Source organism: Citrobacter sp. Cpo071 (assembly GCF_030332765.1).
Lineage (GTDB): Bacteria > Pseudomonadota > Gammaproteobacteria > Enterobacterales > Enterobacteriaceae > Citrobacter > Citrobacter portucalensis.
Window position 1 is genome coordinate 31,638 of sequence record NZ_JAOWHE010000028.1, and the last position, 19,171, is coordinate 50,808.

General features: G+C 54.4%; 17 protein-coding genes. 3 read left to right on the plus strand and 14 right to left on the minus strand.

All coding sequences use genetic code 11. The features are described from left to right. Positions 1-56: 56 nt before the first annotated feature. The 7 genes from OGY09_RS25340 to fdnG form a co-directional block, all read right to left on the minus strand. Positions 57-383 carry a hypothetical protein gene (locus OGY09_RS25340; protein ID WP_032945560.1) on the minus strand — a complete coding sequence of 109 codons (327 nt, stop codon included), beginning with the start codon at positions 381-383 and terminating at the stop codon, positions 57-59. Further along, positions 383-4,561 carry an RHS repeat-associated core domain-containing protein gene (locus OGY09_RS00640; RefSeq protein ID WP_275399182.1) on the minus strand — a complete coding sequence of 1,393 codons (4,179 nt, stop codon included), beginning with the start codon at positions 4,559-4,561 and terminating at the stop codon, positions 383-385. The genes OGY09_RS25340 and OGY09_RS00640 overlap by 1 nt, the downstream gene beginning before the upstream one ends. Positions 4,562-4,607: 46 nt before the next feature. Next, positions 4,608-6,716, minus strand: a complete 2,109-nt coding sequence (locus OGY09_RS00645; RefSeq protein WP_032945564.1) for a type VI secretion system Vgr family protein — start codon at positions 6,714-6,716, stop codon at positions 4,608-4,610. Positions 6,717-7,055: 339 nt separating this feature from the next. After that, entirely contained in the window at positions 7,056-7,985 is a 930-nt protein-coding gene (gene fdhE, locus OGY09_RS00650) for a formate dehydrogenase accessory protein FdhE (RefSeq protein WP_003028685.1), read from the minus strand. Further along, positions 7,982-8,617: a formate dehydrogenase cytochrome b556 subunit gene (gene fdoI, locus OGY09_RS00655; RefSeq protein WP_003028686.1), complete on the minus strand. Its 636-nt coding sequence runs from the start codon at positions 8,615-8,617 to the stop codon at positions 7,982-7,984. The genes fdhE and fdoI overlap by 4 nt, the downstream gene beginning before the upstream one ends. Continuing rightward, entirely contained in the window at positions 8,614-9,516 is a 903-nt protein-coding gene (gene fdoH, locus OGY09_RS00660) for a formate dehydrogenase O subunit beta (protein ID WP_003825273.1), read from the minus strand. The genes fdoI and fdoH overlap by 4 nt, the downstream gene beginning before the upstream one ends. Before the next feature lie 12 nt (positions 9,517-9,528). After that, positions 9,529-12,579, minus strand: a complete 3,051-nt coding sequence (fdnG, locus tag OGY09_RS00665; protein WP_275399181.1) for a formate dehydrogenase-N subunit alpha — start codon at positions 12,577-12,579, stop codon at positions 9,529-9,531. 194 nt (positions 12,580-12,773) lie between these two features. Between fdnG and fdhD the strand changes: the two genes are divergently transcribed. Next, positions 12,774-13,610: a formate dehydrogenase accessory sulfurtransferase FdhD gene (fdhD, locus tag OGY09_RS00670; protein WP_071992584.1), complete on the plus strand. Its 837-nt coding sequence runs from the start codon at positions 12,774-12,776 to the stop codon at positions 13,608-13,610. Here fdhD and OGY09_RS00675 read toward each other — a convergent pair. Both OGY09_RS00675 and OGY09_RS00680 read right to left on the minus strand, forming a co-directional pair. After that, the gene (locus tag OGY09_RS00675) at positions 13,577-14,083 is read right to left on the minus strand and encodes a YgjV family protein (protein ID WP_032945569.1); all 507 of its coding nucleotides are present in this window, start codon (positions 14,081-14,083) and stop codon (positions 13,577-13,579) included. The two genes, fdhD and OGY09_RS00675, sit on opposite strands and share 34 nt — an antisense overlap. 58 nt (positions 14,084-14,141) lie before the next feature. Further along, positions 14,142-14,663 (minus strand): Crp/Fnr family transcriptional regulator, encoded by a 522-nt coding sequence (locus OGY09_RS00680; protein ID WP_032945571.1) that lies wholly within the window; start codon positions 14,661-14,663, stop codon positions 14,142-14,144. Between the two features lie 129 nt (positions 14,664-14,792). Here OGY09_RS00680 and OGY09_RS00685 point away from each other — a divergent pair, with 129 nt between their 5' ends. After that, positions 14,793-15,005, plus strand: coding sequence for a YdgH/BhsA/McbA family protein (locus OGY09_RS00685; RefSeq protein WP_003825262.1), 213 nt, complete (start codon positions 14,793-14,795; stop codon positions 15,003-15,005). Between the two features lie 42 nt (positions 15,006-15,047). On the opposite strand, the gene OGY09_RS00690 is transcribed toward OGY09_RS00685, so the two are convergent. Continuing rightward, positions 15,048-15,371, minus strand: coding sequence for an AzlD domain-containing protein (locus OGY09_RS00690; RefSeq protein ID WP_003825260.1), 324 nt, complete (start codon positions 15,369-15,371; stop codon positions 15,048-15,050). Then, complete coding sequence (locus OGY09_RS00695) at positions 15,371-16,030, minus strand: AzlC family ABC transporter permease (protein ID WP_032945572.1); 660 nt, start codon at positions 16,028-16,030, stop codon at positions 15,371-15,373. Before OGY09_RS00695 ends, OGY09_RS00690 begins: the two co-directional genes overlap by 1 nt. Before the next feature lie 101 nt (positions 16,031-16,131). Between OGY09_RS00695 and OGY09_RS00700 the strand changes: the two genes are divergently transcribed. Next, entirely contained in the window at positions 16,132-16,680 is a 549-nt protein-coding gene (locus tag OGY09_RS00700) for a helix-turn-helix domain-containing protein (protein WP_003825255.1), read from the plus strand. A 57-nt stretch (positions 16,681-16,737) separates the two neighbouring features. On the opposite strand, the gene rhaM is transcribed toward OGY09_RS00700, so the two are convergent. The 3 genes from rhaM to rhaD all read right to left on the minus strand — a co-directional run bounded on the left by rhaM (position 16,738) and on the right by rhaD (position 19,099). Beyond that, the gene (gene rhaM / locus OGY09_RS00705; protein ID WP_003825253.1) at positions 16,738-17,052 is read right to left on the minus strand and encodes an L-rhamnose mutarotase; all 315 of its coding nucleotides are present in this window, start codon (positions 17,050-17,052) and stop codon (positions 16,738-16,740) included. After that, the gene (gene fucO / locus OGY09_RS00710; protein WP_032945574.1) at positions 17,049-18,197 is read right to left on the minus strand and encodes a lactaldehyde reductase; all 1,149 of its coding nucleotides are present in this window, start codon (positions 18,195-18,197) and stop codon (positions 17,049-17,051) included. Before fucO ends, rhaM begins: the two co-directional genes overlap by 4 nt. Positions 18,198-18,271: 74 nt before the next feature. Further along, the gene (gene rhaD, locus OGY09_RS00715; protein WP_008787010.1) at positions 18,272-19,099 is read right to left on the minus strand and encodes a rhamnulose-1-phosphate aldolase; all 828 of its coding nucleotides are present in this window, start codon (positions 19,097-19,099) and stop codon (positions 18,272-18,274) included. Between the last annotated feature and the right edge of the window lie 72 nt (positions 19,100-19,171).

Here is a 19,171-nt window from a genome sequence, read left to right on the forward strand (position 1 = left end):
ACGTAAAATATTATTTTAAAATAAACCTAAGAATCAATTTTTTTAATAGTTAAATATTACCTCCTCATCATCTTGTTAATTAATATGCCCCATTGAACATACCCCCCTAAGAATAAGTAAAACCATATGATTACCATCATGATGAATTTATTTTCAATATGTACATTTAAAATGTTTAGGAGAAACCCTGTAAATATTAGAATAACAAAAAAAACAACACCAGTTGGAAATGATATTATCATCATTCCATAAGACATAACACTAATCATCTCACTAATATCACGTGTTGAATATAATAAAGAAAGTCTGTAAGTGGAAAGTAGCAGTATTGAAATTGACAATATTAGCCATACTCCTCTAATAAAATAAATGATATGTTTCATCACATTACCCCGCTCAATGCAAATTTAATAAATCGACCAATATCATTTCCTGAACATTTCATCTTGCATATTTCTAAAGAATCATCCGCCCAGTCCTGACAATTCTTAAACAACCCTAGTTTTATTATTGAGAGATGGTCTGGCAATACTGAATAACGAGGTCTAGTTCCTTTGAATTTTTCTTTTAAACAAGACTCAATACAACTATTATCAGCTTCTACAGAATCGCAGCGACCAGCACCTTCTTTTGTGTCATTACTTGCTTTACCTGGTCCCCATAAACCATCACCTTTAGATTCACCCCGTTGATCTTGTCCGCCACAAATATATCCCCCCTTGCCATCTGAAACACAGAGATATTGATGATAAAAAGGATTCCCCCAGATATCTGGACCGCTTTTTTCACCACTCCCACCTAAAGAATGTAGCGGTTTAATACATTTTAAAGTTTCTAACCCTAATGGATCGGAGTTATGCACAGGATCTAATGGATATGTATAAGGGTTCCACCCGCCCTTAAACCCAATCGGATCCTGGGTGATATACCGCCGCTGCATCGCATCATAATAACGATAACGGTTATAACACAGCCCCGTCTCCTGATCATACTGCTGCCCCGGTAACCGTATCAGCTGTAGCAGATTTTCCGGATTATCCTCCATCAGCTGATTGCCCCACTCATCATATTCCGCACGCCAGGCCGCGTTACCTTCGCGGTTTATCAGCGCCAGCGGTAGCCCCCGGTGGTCACAGTGGTATAGGTGGATATTTCTCTCCGGTTCAGATTCCGACTCCACCAGACCCTTCAGTTGCTCCGGGTTCAGCCCGCACTGACTCAGCCATTGCTGGCTGGCTTCGCTGATGACGCCGCGTTTCAGCTCCGTTTCCAGCCCGTTCAGTAATGTCACCAGCTCTGCCGGAAACGCTATACCTGAGTCCTGTTGCAGTTTTTCTGCCAGGCTTCTGCGCAGGGTTTTCGCCAGTGCGGCGGTCTCCGTCTCAATCCGAAGCAGCGGCGTAAAGCTCCCCGGCTGATAAACAGTCTGGATACGCACTGCCTGCGTCTGCGTGGTGATCAGCCGGTCACCATCCCAGCCGTACCAGGTGACCTCCGGCTGGTGTGGCATCGCGCCATATTCCTCGTGGAGCGTATTTGTCATCAGGCGCGGACACTGCCAGACCATCCTGCCCACCCGTCTTCCCATGGCATCATAGAGATACCGGCTCCGGGTAATCTCCTGATTGCCGAAGCTGTGGGTCAGGCGGTAATGCACCAGACGGTGCTGGCGGTCATAACCATAATGGTGTGTTTTTTCATTCCCGCTGCGGATAGCCCCTGCCGGAACATGGGTGTGCTTCTCTGTCAGATTGCCGGACGCATCATAGCGGTACAGGTAACGGGTATCTTTTTCGATGCGGTTATCCAGGCTGGACTCCGGCAGCCTGAGCGCATCGCGCAGGGCTTTTTCCTCCACCCGGTTGCCTGCGGCGTCCATGTCATACGGTATGTCCAGGTGGACAGCGCCGCGCGTCAGGGTGGTACCCGTCAGTCTGCCGCTGCCGCCGTAAGCATATTCCCGGGTCTGGTGTGCTTCGCGGATGCTGACCAGCCGCCCGGTGCTGTCGTAGCCGTAGTCACGGTTCAACGGCATCAGGGTCAGGTGCTGGCTCTGAAGCTGGCCGGCAGCCGTATAAGTTGTGGTCTGTCCGTAAGCGCCGAACTGCCGCAGCGTCTCCCGGTGCAGACGATCACGCGTGAAGTCAATCAGCGGCGTGTCGCCAAGCTTCATGCCTGCCAGATGTCCGTTGCCATAAGTCAGCCATTCCACCGGCGAAAGATTATCCGGTTTTATCCGGTTCACCCGCCCCTGTTCGTTCCAGGCCTGCTTTGTTTCGTGCTGCCACAGCAGTTCATCCGTTTCAGGATGGTGCACGGTCTGACGTTCACTGATAAGCCGACCTTTGCGATCATAGCGGTAGCCGAGGCTAACACGGTGGCCCTCGCTGAGATGACTGAGTTCTGCCAGCCAGCCGTGGTCGTCATAGCGCCACTGCTCTGCACGTTCGCCGTCCACCGTGCGGTGGATGATTCTGTCGGATGCATCGTAATTCCACAGGGTGACCCGTCCCTCATCTTCACTGCGGACAAGCTGGCCGGTGGCGCTGTAGTCATAGCGCTGCGTCCTGCCGTCGAAGCCAGTCTGCTGCACCATTCTGTCCAGCGCATCCCAGACAAACGTGCTGTGGCTGCCGTTCTCGTTGGTCAGCGTCGTTACTCGCCCGGCGGCGTCGTAAGCCATCTCCCGGATCAGTCCAGCCTGAGTGACGCGCAGGGCGTTTCCCCATGTGTCATACTGCGTGTCACTGCGGCTGCCGTCCGGCCACAGCGTGGCGGTCAGGTCGCCTGCGGGGTTGTACTCATAGCGGGTTTCATGGCCCTGTGCATCCCTGCGGCTTACCTGCCTGCCCCGGGCGTCGTAGGTCTGGTAAACGCTCAGCCCTTCTTCTGCGTACGTCGCCGTGATCTGACCAAAAAGGTTGTATTCATAACGGGTTTCATAGCCCGAGCAGTCGGTGTAACTCAGCAACTGGCCGTAACGGCTCCACGACAGCTGTTTTTTTCCTCCGGTGGTATCCTGCACGGCGCAGGGATATTCATCCGATAATGCCTCGTACAGATAGCCGGTTACGACGCCGCTGCGGGCGGTCTCCTGTACCAGCCGGCCCCGCTCATCATAGCGCAGGCGGCTTTCCAGCCCGTCAGAATAGACGGTGTCAGTTAACTGCTGATAGCGGTTGTAGTAATACTGCGTCATGCTGCCGTCGGGTAACGTAACCGTGTCGACGCTGCCGGAAGCGGAATTCAGCCGGTAGGTGGTTTTTCGTCCGGCGGCATCGGTCTGTGCGGTCAGCCTGCCCGCATTGTCGAATTCACGGTACAGTAGACTGCCATCGGGGCGCTCTTCACGCACCACCCGTTTCAGGCCGCCTTCACCTTCCGTGTGCAGTACCTCACGCCGGTTCAGGCTGTCGGTGATGGTGACGCGATTTTTCTCATAGCGGTAGGTGTAGCTGAGCCCCTCCGGGTTATGCTGTTCCACCACGCGACCAGCCACATCATAACGGTAACGGGTGGCCGGGCGTCCTGCGTAGCGGTGCGCGATCATCCGGCCCGGCGACTGCGGGTCATAGCCAAAACTGCGCACCGCTGTATCGCTGCGGTCATAAACCGTCATAAGCTCCCCGCGCGGGGTGTAGTCGTACCGCATGAGCGGCGAAGCGGGTAGATTCTCCGGGTATACCGGGTCGTGCGTCAGCCACACTTCCGAAAGCCGGATGCCCTTATCCGTGCCGTAATCGGTGGCAGAAAGCTCATCCGGGAAGGGGGAGCGCGTTTTGCGGTGCGGTGCAGCCCGCTGTGCCTGGGTAGTCAGAACCAGCCGGAAGCGACGGCCAGCCCCGTCAGTGACGGCGGTGACCTGCCCGCTGAACTTACCCACCGCCTCACGGTGGTACGTCAGCGTGCGCCCGAATTTATCCGTCAGCCCGGTCAGTACCCGGTATGGCGGCAGGGGGGCGGGAAGCGCCTCATCGGCCTGCGGCACCCGCTCATGCCATCCCAGCAGCCACCACGGCCCCAGCACACTATTTGTGGTCAGATAGAGGTGTTCGCTGAGACGTATTGCTTCCGGTAAAGCCTGCCAGAGCGTATGAAGCGGATTGCTTTCGTGCAGCGCTGTCACCCCACCGCGTGCAAGCCAGAGCGCCTCACTGCGGCTGTATGCGGTCTCTCCCGGCAACAATGGGTCAAAGTAGATACTGCGCCCGCCGTTATCGTTGAGCACCAGTGCATTTTCGTGAATTTGTAACTGGATATCGGACGGTGATTTCCAGCCCGGGCCAAAGAGTCCCACGGGGGCCGGAGTACGGGTCTGGTAGCTGCTGTAGGCGCGGGAAAACACGAGGGGAAGCGGCCCCGGAAGCGCAAAATCGGTCTCACCAGGCAGTACCTTCGCCCCCAGCAGCGGATTGACAGGGCTTCCCGATGTTCGCCCGCCGGGACAGACCGAGCAGGCTACGCCAGTAGGCGCCCCAATCAGCACTCCTGCTGATCCCTGTACAATGTCTGCGCCATAGCGTGTCATATCCCCCTGGCGTGCCGCTGGTTTTCCGCTCATGAAAAGTCCCTATTTTTGAGTCCGTTATTATTTATCGTTTTGTTAGTCAGAATTGCGGCAGATCCGGGCTGTCATTTTCCTGTTCCGGCATTTTGGGCGGATTTTCTGTCGCGCCACAGTTCCAGTTAATCAGGGCTGAATCACCGCTTAACGTCTGAACGCCCTGGAGATTGATTGCTGTACCGTTAAGAAATATTTTACCGTTCTGTGTCAGCACCAGCCGGGCCTTTCCGCAGCACAGTTCAAGATGCTCACCGGCGGAATAGACCGCCACTTTTCCGGCACTTTCCCGGAGACTTTTACCCGCCGTAAAGGTGACGTTTTCCCCCACGTCCACGTTGTAACCTTTTCCCACCAGCAGGGATTTATGAACACCTACCTGTGAGGACTGCATCAGTGCAACGGAGGTATTCATCACACCTAATACGGTGGTCTGATACGCCACTCCTACGGTCAGGGCTCGGGCGACACCGACCGTTTCGGCCTGATTCAGGCCCACGGTCAGGCTCTGGTTCTGGCCTATTGTTTCGTTCTGATTCTGTACCACCGTCTGTACCTGATTGCCCTTCACGGTGATAACCTGGTTGCTGCCGATGGTCTCGGTATGATTTGCTTTAACATCCGTTGTACGGTTGTTCAGTACCTCGGTATCCATATTCTTTTGCGCATGGATATAGACCTGCTCTTTTCCGGTCGCATCATCAAACTTCAGTTCATTAAACCCGCTGCCCATATAGGTTTTTGAGCGAATAGTCATCTGGGTTTTCGTCCCCGGCAGCCCACCCGGTGGGGTATTTTCGGCGTGATAGGTTCGCCCCATGATGATCGGCTGATCCGGATCGCCGTTCAGAAAATCGACGATCACCTCCTGGCCCACGCGCGGTATGGCTAAGTTTCCGAAACCCGGCCCCGCCCACGCCTGCGCCACCCGGATCCAGCATGAGCTGTCCTGATTGGCCGGGTTATAGCGGTCCCAGTTGAATTTCACCCGCACGCGACCGTGCTCGTCGCAGAAGATTTCCTCGCCTTCCGGGCCGGTGACGACTGCCGACTGCGGGCCGTCCACCGACGGCTTGGGTTGGGGTATCGGCCGCCACGTTCTGTCTGCCGGGATCACCGTAAAATCATTCTCAAGGGTGGTTCCTGCGCCGGAACGTCCTGCTACTGCTTGCGGCTGGCTCCCCTGCAAATCACTGCTCACCACCTGCCATTCCCGGTTCAGACTCGCCTGCGGATGTTCCATCAGCGTGATACGCCGTCCCGGCCATATTGCCGGGGAACGGCTTTTCCCCTGGGCTTCTTCGGCATTATTGCTCCATCCCTCCATCTGCCAGCGGGTGAAGTTCTGCCCGTGTGCATCCTTGAAGCGCCCTGGATAGTCAAATACCTCGTACTGCGTGCGCTGGTAATCCTGATGTTCACCCTGGTGCTCAAAGCGGCCCGCCCAGCCCGGACGTTTGAAGGTGTAGTCCTTGCCTATAACGGAAGAGGGGCGTATCTGTGCACTGTGACGAAACTGGCTGATGCACGGCGTGCTCACCTCGCTGCAGTTATTCGGGTTCCACGGGATTTCAAACGCCTTCGGTAGAAAGCGCACCGTGTCGCACAGCACCAGATTCTGGTCATCGCTGTCCGGTGAGTACTCCTCGTAGAAGAACAGCCCTTCCTCCGCGGCCATCCGCACCAGAAAGTCATAATCCGTTTCACCGTACTGCACGCAGAACTCTCGCGCCGGATGCGCCTCGCTGAACAGCGGGCTCCAGTCCGTGATCCCGTTTTCCTGCAGTATCGTCCCGAGGATGCTTTTGATGTCCTCATTCTGGAAAATACGGGAGTTCTGGCGCAGCCCGGCGCGCCACAGCGGCGGACGGACTCTCATGTTGTACAGCATCTGGTGCCCGTCGTTGTCCCCCTGCTCAAACCAGGTGACAATGCCGTTCACCCGGCGCTGTATCTCCGTGCCCTGCCAGATTTTGAGGTGCGCTGGCTTTTCTAGTACTTGAGAGAAATCGATGCTGAGAAGTTGCTGGCTGACGAGCGAAATATCGAGGGAGAAGAGTTCGGATAAGGACTGACTCAGATGAAAGGACGTCACGACCAGAGCGTCCGACGGCAGACCGTCCACTTCCAGTGTGAAACGTAATCCTGATGACATAAATGCCTTCCTGAATAAATACAAAAGAGTATTTCCGGAGGCATCACAATATGATTTATCTGTTCATATTATCGGTGAATATCCGGTTGAATGATTAGTGGCGATGATGATTAAAAATCTATTAGAAAATTCTTGTTATATGATTTTTGTAATTATATGCGACCTGCGGAGAATTAATTTTTTATTTATTTTAATGTTGTACTTTATATTTACTTAAATGTTGCCAGACAAGCATCGAAAAATACGATATGGATATTACACAGCTGAAAAAGTGACATATTGAGGATGAAAAATAGAGAACAGCAGACCCTGAATAACTAGGATCTGCTGGCTAACAACCTACTCCCCTTCACCCGGGAACAGGAACGGGTTGATAGAGCTGCGGGCAAAGCCCTCTTGCTCCATGTGCGCGTCCAGCATCAGTGAAGCGAGATCGTCAGCCACGGCTTCAACTTTAGGGTCTTTTTCCTGATAGAGAATCTTCAGGTAAGTCCCACAGTCGCCGCAGCTTTCAGCTTTAATTGCCGCCTGTTCGTTATCCAGCGACCAGTAGTTCAAATCACGGCTTTGCTCGCAGTTGCTGCATTTCACGCGTACCACGTGCCACTCGGTTTCGCATAGGTTGCAGTGCAGATAGCGCAGCCCCTGAGTGGTACCGATTTGCACCATGCTGGAGACCGGCATTGAACCACACACCGGGCAGTACTGACGCTGTTCGCCGTATTCCGCACGGGCTTTGCCGGGGATCAGGCTTGCCATCTGCGCCCAGTAGAGCGACAGGGCAGCCCAAATAAACGGTGCTTTATCGCTGCTGACGGAGGCGAAATCAGAGGCAAACAGCGCGCTGGCCATCAGCTCCAGTTCCTGTTCTGAGGCTTTTTCCAGATTTTCGATCACGGCAAGCGCAGGACCGCTCATTTCTGGTTTCAGCTCAGCAATTAACGACTGCAGCAGTTTTTGCCAGTGCTTGTCGCGCGGCAGGACGTGGATATCCAGCGGCGGTTTGCCCTGATCGTTCGCTTCTTTGATGCGAGCGGTCAGATCCATCTGCAGCGGATGGTCGTACAACACCACTTCCTGCGCGTGGGCAATCAGCGCGGCAAAGCGCAGATAATCGCCCAGCGGGTTGTTCTCGGCCAGCTCGCGCAGGCGCTCAGCGCGGCGGTTATACAAATTTTTGAGTCTGGGGAATAATAACGGCGGAATCATATCCGCCGTGCGTTTCTCGCTCTTCTCCAGCTCATCTTGCGGGATTATGCGAATACTCATTCAGATGACTTTTCCTGTTTCTGGCGGACTTCACGGTACCAGCGTGGGTGATGTTTCTTCGCCCATGAACTGGTAACCCATCCTTCCACCATCGCGGTAATGGTGCCTTTCACCCAAAGGGCGGCGTAAATGTGCACCATGATAACCACAATTAACGCTACTGCGGCAAATGAATGCAGCATTAACGCGAATCGGATCACCGGGATTGAGAAAGCAGGCGCAAAATACGGACGCCAGATGACCACTCCGCTCACCAGCAACAGGACCAGGAAGATAATCGCCGCCCAGAATACGCATTTCTGGCCGAAGTTATAACGTCCCGTGTCACCTACTTCCTCGTTGACGACAATCTTACGAATATTCTTCGCCCAAAAGATATCATCCCGATTGATTAGATTGTGGTGCCAGTAACGGAAAAACATGATGATAAACGAGGCAAACATGATCACGCCGACAAACGGGTGCACAATTCGCGCCAGTTGTGGAGTGCCCATGATGTGCATCAGCCAGTTAAAAGACGGGAAGAGAAAGCCCATCCCGCTCACCGCCGCCAGAATGAAGCAGAAGGCGGTGATCCAGTGGTTGATGCGTTCCGGCGCCGTGTAGCGCACGATGGTGTCACGTCGTTTCATTTGCGCACCTCGTCGTCTTTTTCATGCAGATTGTCTTCTTCCTCTTCCGCACGGTTCGGGCCTACGCCGACGTAGTGGAAGATGCTGGCCGCAAATGTCGCTGCAAAGCCGACGGCTGCGAGGGGTTTCCAGATGCCTTTCCAGAACTTAACGGTAGCGCTGATCTCCGGGTTCTCTGGCAGGCCGTGATACAGATTTGGCTTGTCCGCATGGTGCAATACGTACATTACGTGCGTACCGCCAACACCCGCCGGATCGTACAGACCCGCGTTTTCGTAACCACGCGTTTTCAGCTCCGCCACGCGCTCGCCTGCCAGCGTTTTCATCGACTCTTTGGTGCCGAAATGAATGGCGCCGGTTGGACAGGTTTTCACGCAGGCCGGTTCTTGCCCGACCACAACACGGTCAACGCACAGCGTACATTTGTAGACGCGGTTGTCTTCCGGATTGAGGCGCGGCACGTCGAACGGGCAGCCCGCGATGCAGTAGCCACAGCCGATGCACTGCTCAGACTGGAAGTCGACGATACCGTTGGCATACTGAATGATTGCGCCTTCAGCCGGACACGCCTTCAGGCAGCCCGGATCGGCGCAGTGCATACAGCCATCCTTGCGGATAAGCCATTCCAGTTTGTCGTTTTGTTCCACTTCCGAGAAGCGCATCACCGTCCAGGATTTGGCGGTCAAATCGGCCGGGTTGTCGTACACCCCAACGTTGTTGCCCACTTCATCACGGATGTCGTTCCATTCAGAACACGCCACCTGACACGCTTTACAGCCGATACAGGTGGTGACGTCGATAAGCTTCGCCACTTCTTCCTGATGGTCCCGCGCCTGAGGCGCGGGGGTGAAACCGTTAGTGGCGGAACGACGAATGATGTCTTGCGATTGATAAGCCATAGGTCGTCTCCGTTACACCTTTTCCACGTTCACGAGGAAGGACTTAAATTCCGGCGTCTGCGTGTTCGCATCACCGACGAATGGCGTTAACGTGTTAGCGATAAAGCCTTTTTTCGCCACACCTTCGTAGCCCCAGTGAATCGGAATACCGATTGTGTCGATATCCTTACCGTTAGCCTTCAGCGTGCGAATACGTTTGGTCACCACCGCCTTGGCCTTAATGTAGCCGCGATTAGAGGAGACTTTGACGGTATCGCCGTGGGAGATACCGAGCTTATTCGCCAGTTTCTCGCCAATTTCCACAAACTGTTCCGGCTGAGCGATGGCATTCAGCAGCGCATGCTTGGTCCAGTAGTGGAAGTGCTCGGTCAGACGGTAGGTTGTACCGACGTACGGGAACTTATCTGCTTTACCCAGTGCTTCTGCGTCACCTTTAAAGATGCGCGCGGCAGGGTTAGAGATAACGTTCGGGTGCAGTGGGTTAGTCCCCAGCGGTGTTTCAAACGGCTCGTAGTGTTCCGGGAACGGACCTTCCGCCATCTTATCGATAGCAAACAGGCGTCCCATCCCTTCCGGCTGCATGATGAACGGCCCTACGTTGCTGCCAGGTGCGGCGGCGCTGTAGTCCGGAATATCCATCCCGCTCCACTTCGCCCCATCCCATTTCAGGATCTGACGTTTTGGATCCCACGGATTCCCCTGCGGATCAGCGGAGGCGCGGTTATACAGAATGCGTCGGTTAAGCGGCCATGCCCAGGCCCAGCCCAGCGTATTACCAAGGCCTGACGGGTCGGCGTTATCGCGACGTGCCATCTGGTTGCCTTCCGGCGTCCAGCTACCGGCAAAAATCCAGCAGCCGCTGGAGGTCGTGCCATCGTCACGCAGTTGGGCGAACGAGCTAAGCTGTTGGCCTTTCTTGACGATAACCGCACCGGTTGCCGGGTCGGTAATGTCGGCCAGCGCTTTACCGTTGCTCTCCATCGCCACTTCTTCCGAAGCCGGTTCGTGCGGGGTGGAGTAGTTCCAGGTCATGCTCAGCACCTGTTCCGGGTTCGCGCCACCTTGCTCGGCATACATCTTGCGCAGACGCAGGAAGATACCGGCGAGGATTTCGCCATCGGTAACGGCAATCCCCGGGGCGTCCGCGCCTTTCCAGTGCCACTGCAGCCAGCGACCGGAGTTAACGATAGAACCGTTCTCTTCGGCGAAGCAGGTGGACGGCAGACGGAATACTTCGGTCTGGATTTTCAACGGATCAACATCGTTTGACTCACCGTGGTTCTGCCAGAAAGTGGAGGTCTCGGTGTTGAGCGGGTCGATAGTGACCAGGAACTTCAGTTTGGACAGTGAAGCCACAACTTTGTTTTTGTTCGGGAATGACGCGACCGGGTTAAAGCCCTGGCAGATATAGCCATTCACTTTGCCCTGATTCATCATCTCGAAGTACTGCAGGACGTCGTACCCTTTATCCCACTTCGGCAGCCAGTCGAAGCCCCAGCTGTTTTCCGCTGTCGCTTTATCGCCAAAGAAGGCTTTCATCATCGAAACGAAGAATTTCGGGTAGTTGCCCCAGTAGTTCACCTGACCTTCCAGCAACGGTTTTGGCGTGTTGGCTGCAAGGTAGGTTTGCAGGTCAGTTTGTTTCTCGCTTGGCAGCGTCATATAGCCTGGCAGGCTTTGTGACAGCAGGCCTAAGTCGGTCAGGCCCTGAATGTTGGAGTGACCGCGCAGGGCGTTAACACCGCCGCCTGCCATCCCCATGTTGCCAAGCAGCAACTGGATCATCGCCATGGTACGGATGTTCTGCGCACCCACGGAGTGTTGTGTCCAGCCCAGGGCGTACAGGAACGACGCGGTTTTATCTTTGGCGCTGGTTTCTGCGATGTACTCACAGACCTTCAGGAAGTCGGCCTTTGGTGTACCGCAGATGTTTTCTACGACGTCTGGCGTGTAGCGGGAGACGTGCTGTTTCAGCAGGTTCCATACGCAGCGCGGATGTTGCAGGGTGACGTCGCGTTTGGCGAAGCCTTTTTCATCCAGCTCGTAGTTCCAACTGGTTTTGTCATACTTGCGTTTGTCCGCGTCGTAGCCGGTGAACAGGCCATCTTCGAAACCGTAATCCTCACGCACGATCAGGCTGGCGTTGGTATAGGCCTCAGTGTATTCGCGGTTAAATTTTTCGTTGTTCAGCAGGTACAGCAAAACGCCTGACAGGAAAGCAATGTCAGTACCGGAACGAATTGGCGCATAGAAATCAGCCACCGCAGCGGTTCGCGTAAAGCGTGGATCGATAACAATCAGCTTCGCGCCGTTGTGAATTTTGGCTTCCATCGCCCAGCGGAATCCGACCGGGTGAGCTTCAGCGGCGTTACCGCCCATCACCACGACGAGGTTGGCGTTTTTAATGTCGACCCAGTGGTTGGTCATCGCACCGCGACCAAATGTTGGAGCAAGACTTGCTACCGTTGGTCCGTGTCAGACGCGTGCCTGGTTGTCGACCGCGAGCATACCGAGCGCGCGGGAGAATTTTTGCGTTAAATAGCCGGTTTCGTTACTGGAAGCGGAAGCACACAGCATTCCGGTGGAAAGCCAGCGGTTAACGGTTACGCCTTCAGCGTTTTGTGCAACGTAGTTAGCGTCGCGGTCTTCTTTCATCAGCTTAGCGATGCGGTCAAATGCCTCATCCCAGCTAATCTGTTGCCACTTATCTGAGCCTGGTGCGCGATATTCCGGGAATTTCAGGCGGCTTTCGGAGTGGATGAAGTCCACAAGTCCTGCCCCTTTCGGGCACAGCGCGCCGCGGTTCACCGGGTGATCCGGGTCCCCTTCAATATGGAAGATGGATGCTTTGGCGTTTTTTGCGCCGTCACCGAGACTGTACATTAACAGTCCACAGCCAACGGAACAGTAGGTGCAGGTGTTACGGGTTTCGCGGGTGCGCAGCAGTTTATATTGCCGTGTTTCCGCGAGCGCTACGCCGGGTGCAAAGCCCAGTGCCGCTGCCGTGGTGCCTGCCATACCGCCAGCGCAGATCTTAAAGAACTGCCTTCTGCTGACCTGCATGGTTCGCTCCTTGTTTCGACATTGTCACGTTCCCTTCGCTTTTCTATAACGCGAACGCGAGGGAAGTGGTTGTTATTTTTCTTTGCGGACGGGACCGCAAAGGTCCAGAATTGGGTGAATTTCCCTCCGTCCAGGAGGGGTTTGTAAAGAATACCACAATGTTGGTATGTGTGTTCCAATATGGTTAAAAGAAAGTGAATAAGATTATTCAAGAAAACATCAAGAATGTGACATCTCCGACAGGATCTCGTCAGTTGACCCTCTGGAAACGCGAGGATTTGCAACATCCTCAGCCTGATGAGGTAGCTGAAGAAGTGCCTGTAGCGCTGGTATACAACGGGATTTCACACGTGGTGATGATGGCATCACCGAAAGATCTTGAGCATTTCGCGATGGGTTTTTCACTTTCTGAAGGCATTATTGAGTCCCCGCAGGATATCTACGGAATGGACGTAGTGCCTTCCTGCAACGGATTGGAAGTGCAGGTTGAACTGTCCAGCCGTCGCTTTATGGGGCTGAAGGAGCGTCGTCGCGCGCTGGCCGGTCGCACCGGTTGCGGCGTTTGTGGCGTGGAGCAGCTCAATGACATTGGCAAGCCGGTCCAGCCGCTGCCGTTTACCCAGACATTCGATCTGGCGAATCTTGATAACGCTTTACGACATCTCAACGATTTTCAACCCGTGGGGCAACTGACAGGCTGCACGCACGCGGCTGCCTGGGTACAGCCGTCAGGTCATCTGGCGGGCGGGCATGAAGATGTTGGACGTCATGTTGCGTTGGATAAACTGCTGGGACGACGTGCAATCGAAGGGGAAACCTGGCAACAGGGCGCGGTATTAGTCTCCAGCCGCGCCAGTTATGAGATGGTGCAGAAGTCGGCGATGTGCGGTGTGGAGATCCTGTTTGCTGTTTCTGCGGCGACAACGCTCGCCGTGGAAGTTGCCGAACGTTGTAACCTGACGCTGGTGGGTTTTTGCAAACCGGGCAGGGCGACGATCTATACGCATCCGCAACGTCTGGTCGCGCTGTGACGCCACCAGGCGGCCAGAATACTGCCGGAAAATGCCAGTTCCATGATTACGGCAACTGGCGAGCCAACAATCACATTGTTCAGCAGCCAACACAGGCTGCCGCACAAGGTGTATCCCCGTAATTTTCCGCTGCGTTTTTGAAATGACGCAAAGGTCATCAGCAGGCTTCCCATCAGCGGCAAAATACTCGACAGATTTTGCCAAAGATAAATGCTACACAGCAGCGACCCCAGCATAAATCCCCACATCACCCAGCGGTGAAAGGTGACGATGGCTGTCGCGTAGCGGCATGCGGCAATGATCATTAACCCAGCCGCAGCGTGTTGATCCAAAAGATAGAAATGGATAGCTAACAGAGACGTAGAACTGGTGAGCAGCGTTAAAGTGATAGCTCGGCGTTGAAAATGAAAAGCGGAAATATCCAGTAAGAAGCTGATGCCAGCCAGCATCTGAGAAAGAAGAAATGCGTTCATTGTGGTCGCCATCTATTAAAGAGTGACGGGACAATAATCGACGCATCACCGTAAGGCGTTAACCTTTGTTAAGACGCTGGCGAATACGGGATAGGCTAACGGGGGTAATGCCGATATAGCTGGCAAGATCGCGCTGGGTGAGCTGTGACTCCCAGTCCGGGAAGTGTGTTTGTACGTACTGATAGCGTTGCTCTGGGGTATTGAGCAGCAGCATTTGCTCTTTTTTCTCTTTGTAGATCAATTGCTGGACCAGTAGCTGAGTCTTAATATCCTGATTTTCCGGTGCATCCAGCAAAGCTAAGGGGATTTCAGTGGTTTCTCCAGCGGCGATCATTTGCAGGCTGTAATCGGCAGGTGTGTTAGTTAGCCAGTTCAGGTACAGAAAGCAGTATTCCCCGGCAAAGTAGAACTCTTTAACCCTTTCAACGCCGTTGTCCGCGTGATAAACCGCACGAGCCACACCATGATGTAAAAGATGAATTTTACTTTGTGGTTCACCCTGACGAAGTAACCAATTACCCGCCAGTTGCGTTTTTCTACGGCTGCCAGCAAGCCATTGTGATTCCTGATTACGTAACATCTTATCTCTCAAATAATTTGAATAAGACTGGCAAATCCTTCCGCTTTCAGTTGTTCGGGTATCAGCCTATTATTTATCACATCAAGGCACGGTGCCTTACTCAAACAACTAAGTTAAAGGGTTTATATCATGAAAAGCATCAAAACTTTTGTCGCAGTTATCGCTCTGGCTACTTCTTTCGGTTCTTTCGCTGCTCAGACAGTGACCGCAACCGGTTCTACGCTGGAAAGCGCTGAAGCAAAAATCGCCGCTCAGGCTGAACGTGCAGGCGCCAGCGATTACAAAATCACTCAGGCATACACCGGTAACCGCGTGCACATGACCGCCGAACTGCTGAAATAAGATACCTTAGTACTGTCGAAAGAGCGCCCTTGAGGCGCTTTTTTAGTTTATACCCGCCATTCGCAGCAATGCGGTCACCACTGCGGCAGCGACGATCACCACGATTAGCGGCATCTTGCGCCATGCGAGAAATACCGCAAAAGCCACGCCCAGCACGCGGGCCATGCCAGCGAAGTGTTCACCTTCGTAAAAGGTGGTCGCCAGCGCAACGGAGAACAGTAATACCGTTGCGGCGTCGGAAAGCAGCGCCTGCGAGCGTTCCGAGAACGCTAATCGGCTCCCAAGCTTCGCTCCTCCTAAACGCATTAAATACGTTCCCAGAGATAACATGGCGATACCGACGATAAACAGCGTCATGTTGCCCATTATTTTTTCCTCGTCAGTAAGCCAAACAGTGAGAGCAAAACAGGTAAACCGACCGGCGCAAAGGGGATGGCGGCAAGCGACAACCCGGCACCGCTACAGGCGCGAATCAGCGTGGTGCGATTTTTAAAGGTCGGGACCACTAAGGCTAATAAAATTGCAGGGAAGACGGCATCCAGACCGATGGTTTCCGGGGCGGGGAGCAGTTTGCCGACGCCCGCGCCGATCAGTGTGCCAACAGGCCAGAAAAGCGCGACGCCCAGACCGCACAGCCAGAAGGCGGCTTTACGTTGTTCGGGCGTTTTTTGCGACAGGCCAAAGACTACGCTTTCGTCGTTCATGATATGACAGCCGAGGAAACTCGCAGCCCGCGAGCCCACCAGATCGCGCACCGTGACGCCAAACGGCACGTGTCGGGCGTTGACCAGTAAGCCGGCAGCCGCAGCCGCCAGTGGGTTACCGCCACTGGCGACGATGCCGATAAACATAAACTCGGACGCACCCGCCAGTACCGTAATCGAAAGCACAAACGGCACCCACAGCGGGAAGCCGTAGGCCATCGCCAACGAGCCGTATGACATGCCGACTACGCCGACGGCCAGACAGACTAAAAATATTGCTTTTATCGTGTCGCCTTTGAGACTGGAAAAATAATGTTTCATACCGTTTTAGCCATATCGAACGAATTTCCATTATAATGAACGCGACCAGTTAATATTACAAGTCGAACGAATCGTTCGATATAGAGAACATGGAGTCGTGAATGACCCAGCCCATCAGTATGATCGCGAAAAGCCTTGTGCGTGAACGTCAGCGCACCGGTTTGTCATTGGCAGAGATTGCCCGTCGCGCAGGGATTGCAAAATCGACACTCTCGCAATTGGAAGCGGGCAATGGCAATCCTAGCCTGGAAACGCTCTGGTCGCTGTGTGTGGCGTTGGATATTCCCTTTGCTCGCCTGCTGGAGCCGCAGGAACAAAAAACGCAGGTGATTCGTCGAGGAGAAGGGACAAAGGTGGTGGCTGAGCAGGCCCACTATCAGGCCATTTTACTGGCCGCCTGCCCGCCGGGGGCGCGGCGGGATATCTATCTGCTGCTGACGCAGCCGGGCGCGGATCGTATTTCACAGCCGCATCCACCGGGATCGGTTGAACACATCATCGTGACGCAGGGTAAGGCGATGGTAGGATTGACGGAAGCGCCGGAGGAGTTAGGCGAGGGGGACTATATTTGTTACCCCGCCGATCGGGCGCATATTTTTAAAGCGCTGGAGCCTGACACCCAGGCGATTCTGGTTTCTGAGCAGAACTAACTGTTCTGTTGCGTTGTGCCGGATGCGGCGCGTTAGCGCCTTATCCGGCCTACAAGTCTATTGCAAATAAAACACTTCTTTTAGCTCTGCGCTAACCGGGCTGTTGTCCGGGTTTGCTGGCATTACGTCACGCATATGCTTCCACCAACGTTGGCAAACGTCGGTGCTGGCAACGGCATTCCAGCGTTCTTCGGACTCAATCTCAACGGTGGCGAACAGCAGATTGCGCGCCTGATCGAGATAAATCGCGTAGTGATGGGCGCCGTGCTCTTTCAGCACCGCTTCCAGCTCTGGCCAGATGGGATTGTGCCGACGTTGATATTCAACGTGCGCGTCGGCATTCACCTGCATCACAAAGGCCTTGCGGATCATAACGCCTCCAGATACAGCTCGCGGACCTCGTCGCGGCTGGCGGTGCGCGGGTTGCACGGCGCACACGGATCGGCCAACGCTTTATCCAGCCAGCCTTCAATATCCTCTTTCGTCACGCCAAGGGAACTAAAGCCCGCAGGAATACCGACACGCTTGCTGAGTGCACGAATCGCGTTGATGGCCTCCATACTTGCCGCTTCATCGCTCATGTCACGGGTATCGACGCCCATTGCCTGCGCCACGCGGGCAAAGCGCGTCACGGCGTTCGGACGGTTAAAGTTTTCGATTACCGGCAGCAGGATGGCGTTGCAGACGCCGTGTGGCAGATTATGGGTTGCGCCCGGCTGGTGCGCCAGCGCATGCACCAGACCCAGACCAGCGCTGTTAAATGCCATCCCCGCCAGATACTGACCAAACGCCATTTGCTCACGAGCTTCGAGGTTATGACCGTCGTCGACCGCTTTTGGTAGCCACAGGTTGATCAGGCGAATCGCTTCCAGTGCGTTAGCGTCGGTGAGCGGATGTGCACCAACGGAAACATAGGCTTCCACCGCGTGGGTCAGGGCGTCCATACCGGTTGCGGCGGTGACGGAGGCCGGGATTTCCAGCATTACGCTGGCATCATCCACAGCGATATCCGGGATGATATTCGGGTCGATGACCACCTCTTTAACCTTACGGGCAGAGTCGATAATGACCGCGTTGCTGGTCATCTCTGCTGCCGTACCGGCGGTAGTGTTGATGGCGACCAGCGGGACGCCAGCATTTTTCACTTTGCCCACGCCGGAGTAAGCGGTAGAAGGGCCAGGGTTGGCTGTCAGGATTTTTACTGCTTTGGCGGTATCGATCGGGCTGCCGCCACCGAAGGCGATGATGTAGTCACATTCTGCGTTCTGATAGGCTGCAAAACCTTTCTGTACCAGCTCTTCTGTCGGGTTCGGGAATACTTCATCAAACAGGTGGTAAGACATTTGATGTTTATCCAGCGCGGCAAACAGGCTATCCAGCAGGCCCAGTTTTACCAGTTGACCATCGGTGACGATCAGCGCTTTGCCCCATTGTTTATTCGCCACGAGATTCACCATATCGGCAATCGCGCCGGCGCCATGCAGGCTAATTTTTGGCAGTGCCAACATAAAGCTCATCACAATTCTCCTTAATAATAAAATCCTGTAGGCCGGATAAGGCGAAGCCCCATCCGGCGTTGAGTTGGGAGGTATCAGTACAGCTCTATGGCGCTTGCCAGCGGCGTAACACCAAAGCGTTTGCCAAGTGCGACCAGCTCTTCACGTGAGATGGTCTGCTTCATACCGCCCATCGAAAAGATTTTGACCAGAACTTCGGCGGATTTCTCTGCGGTATCTATCAAACCGAACGCTTCGTCTAGGGTAGGTCCGCTTCCGAACACGCCGTGGAACGGCCAAAGTACCAGCGAGTGTTTCTGCATTTCCTCGGCAGTAGCCTGACCAATTTCATCTGTACCCGGCACCATCCACGGCAGAATGCCAACGCCATCCGGGAACACCACCAGGCACTCGGTGCTGCCTTCCCACAGCTTGCGGGTAATCAGCGCTGTATTGTTTTCCAGTACGTAGGTCAGAGCGATCAGGTTGGTGGCATGGCAGTGCATGATCACGCGGTCTTTACCGTTCGTCGCTTTAATGCGTTCGCAGTGAGAGAGGAAGTGAGCCGGCAGTTCAGAGGTCGGCACGGCCTCGTGGGTCAGGCCCCAGAGAATGTGGTAGCCCGCACCGTCGCTGTCTATTTGTACCACGCCCAAGTTTGCCGCGGGATCGAGCTGGACGTTACGGAAAAACTTACCGGAACCGGTGACGATAAACGGTGTGTTTGCCAGCAGCGGCATCGGCTGACTTAGCGCAATATAGCGTGGTTTTTCGTGGAAATCGGCGCTAAACGGCGCGATATCTGCTTCATCAAGACGCAGCGTCAGGTTGCCGCCATTACGCTCGTCCCAGCCTTTCAGCCACGCATCAGAAGTGGCTTTGATCATCCCCTGGACGAACCAGGAAGTCGTAATTTTTTGCATGTTCGGTGTTCCTGTTTATTGCCCGAACGTTATCGGGTCTTACGTAGGCCGGATAAGCGAAGCGCCATCCGG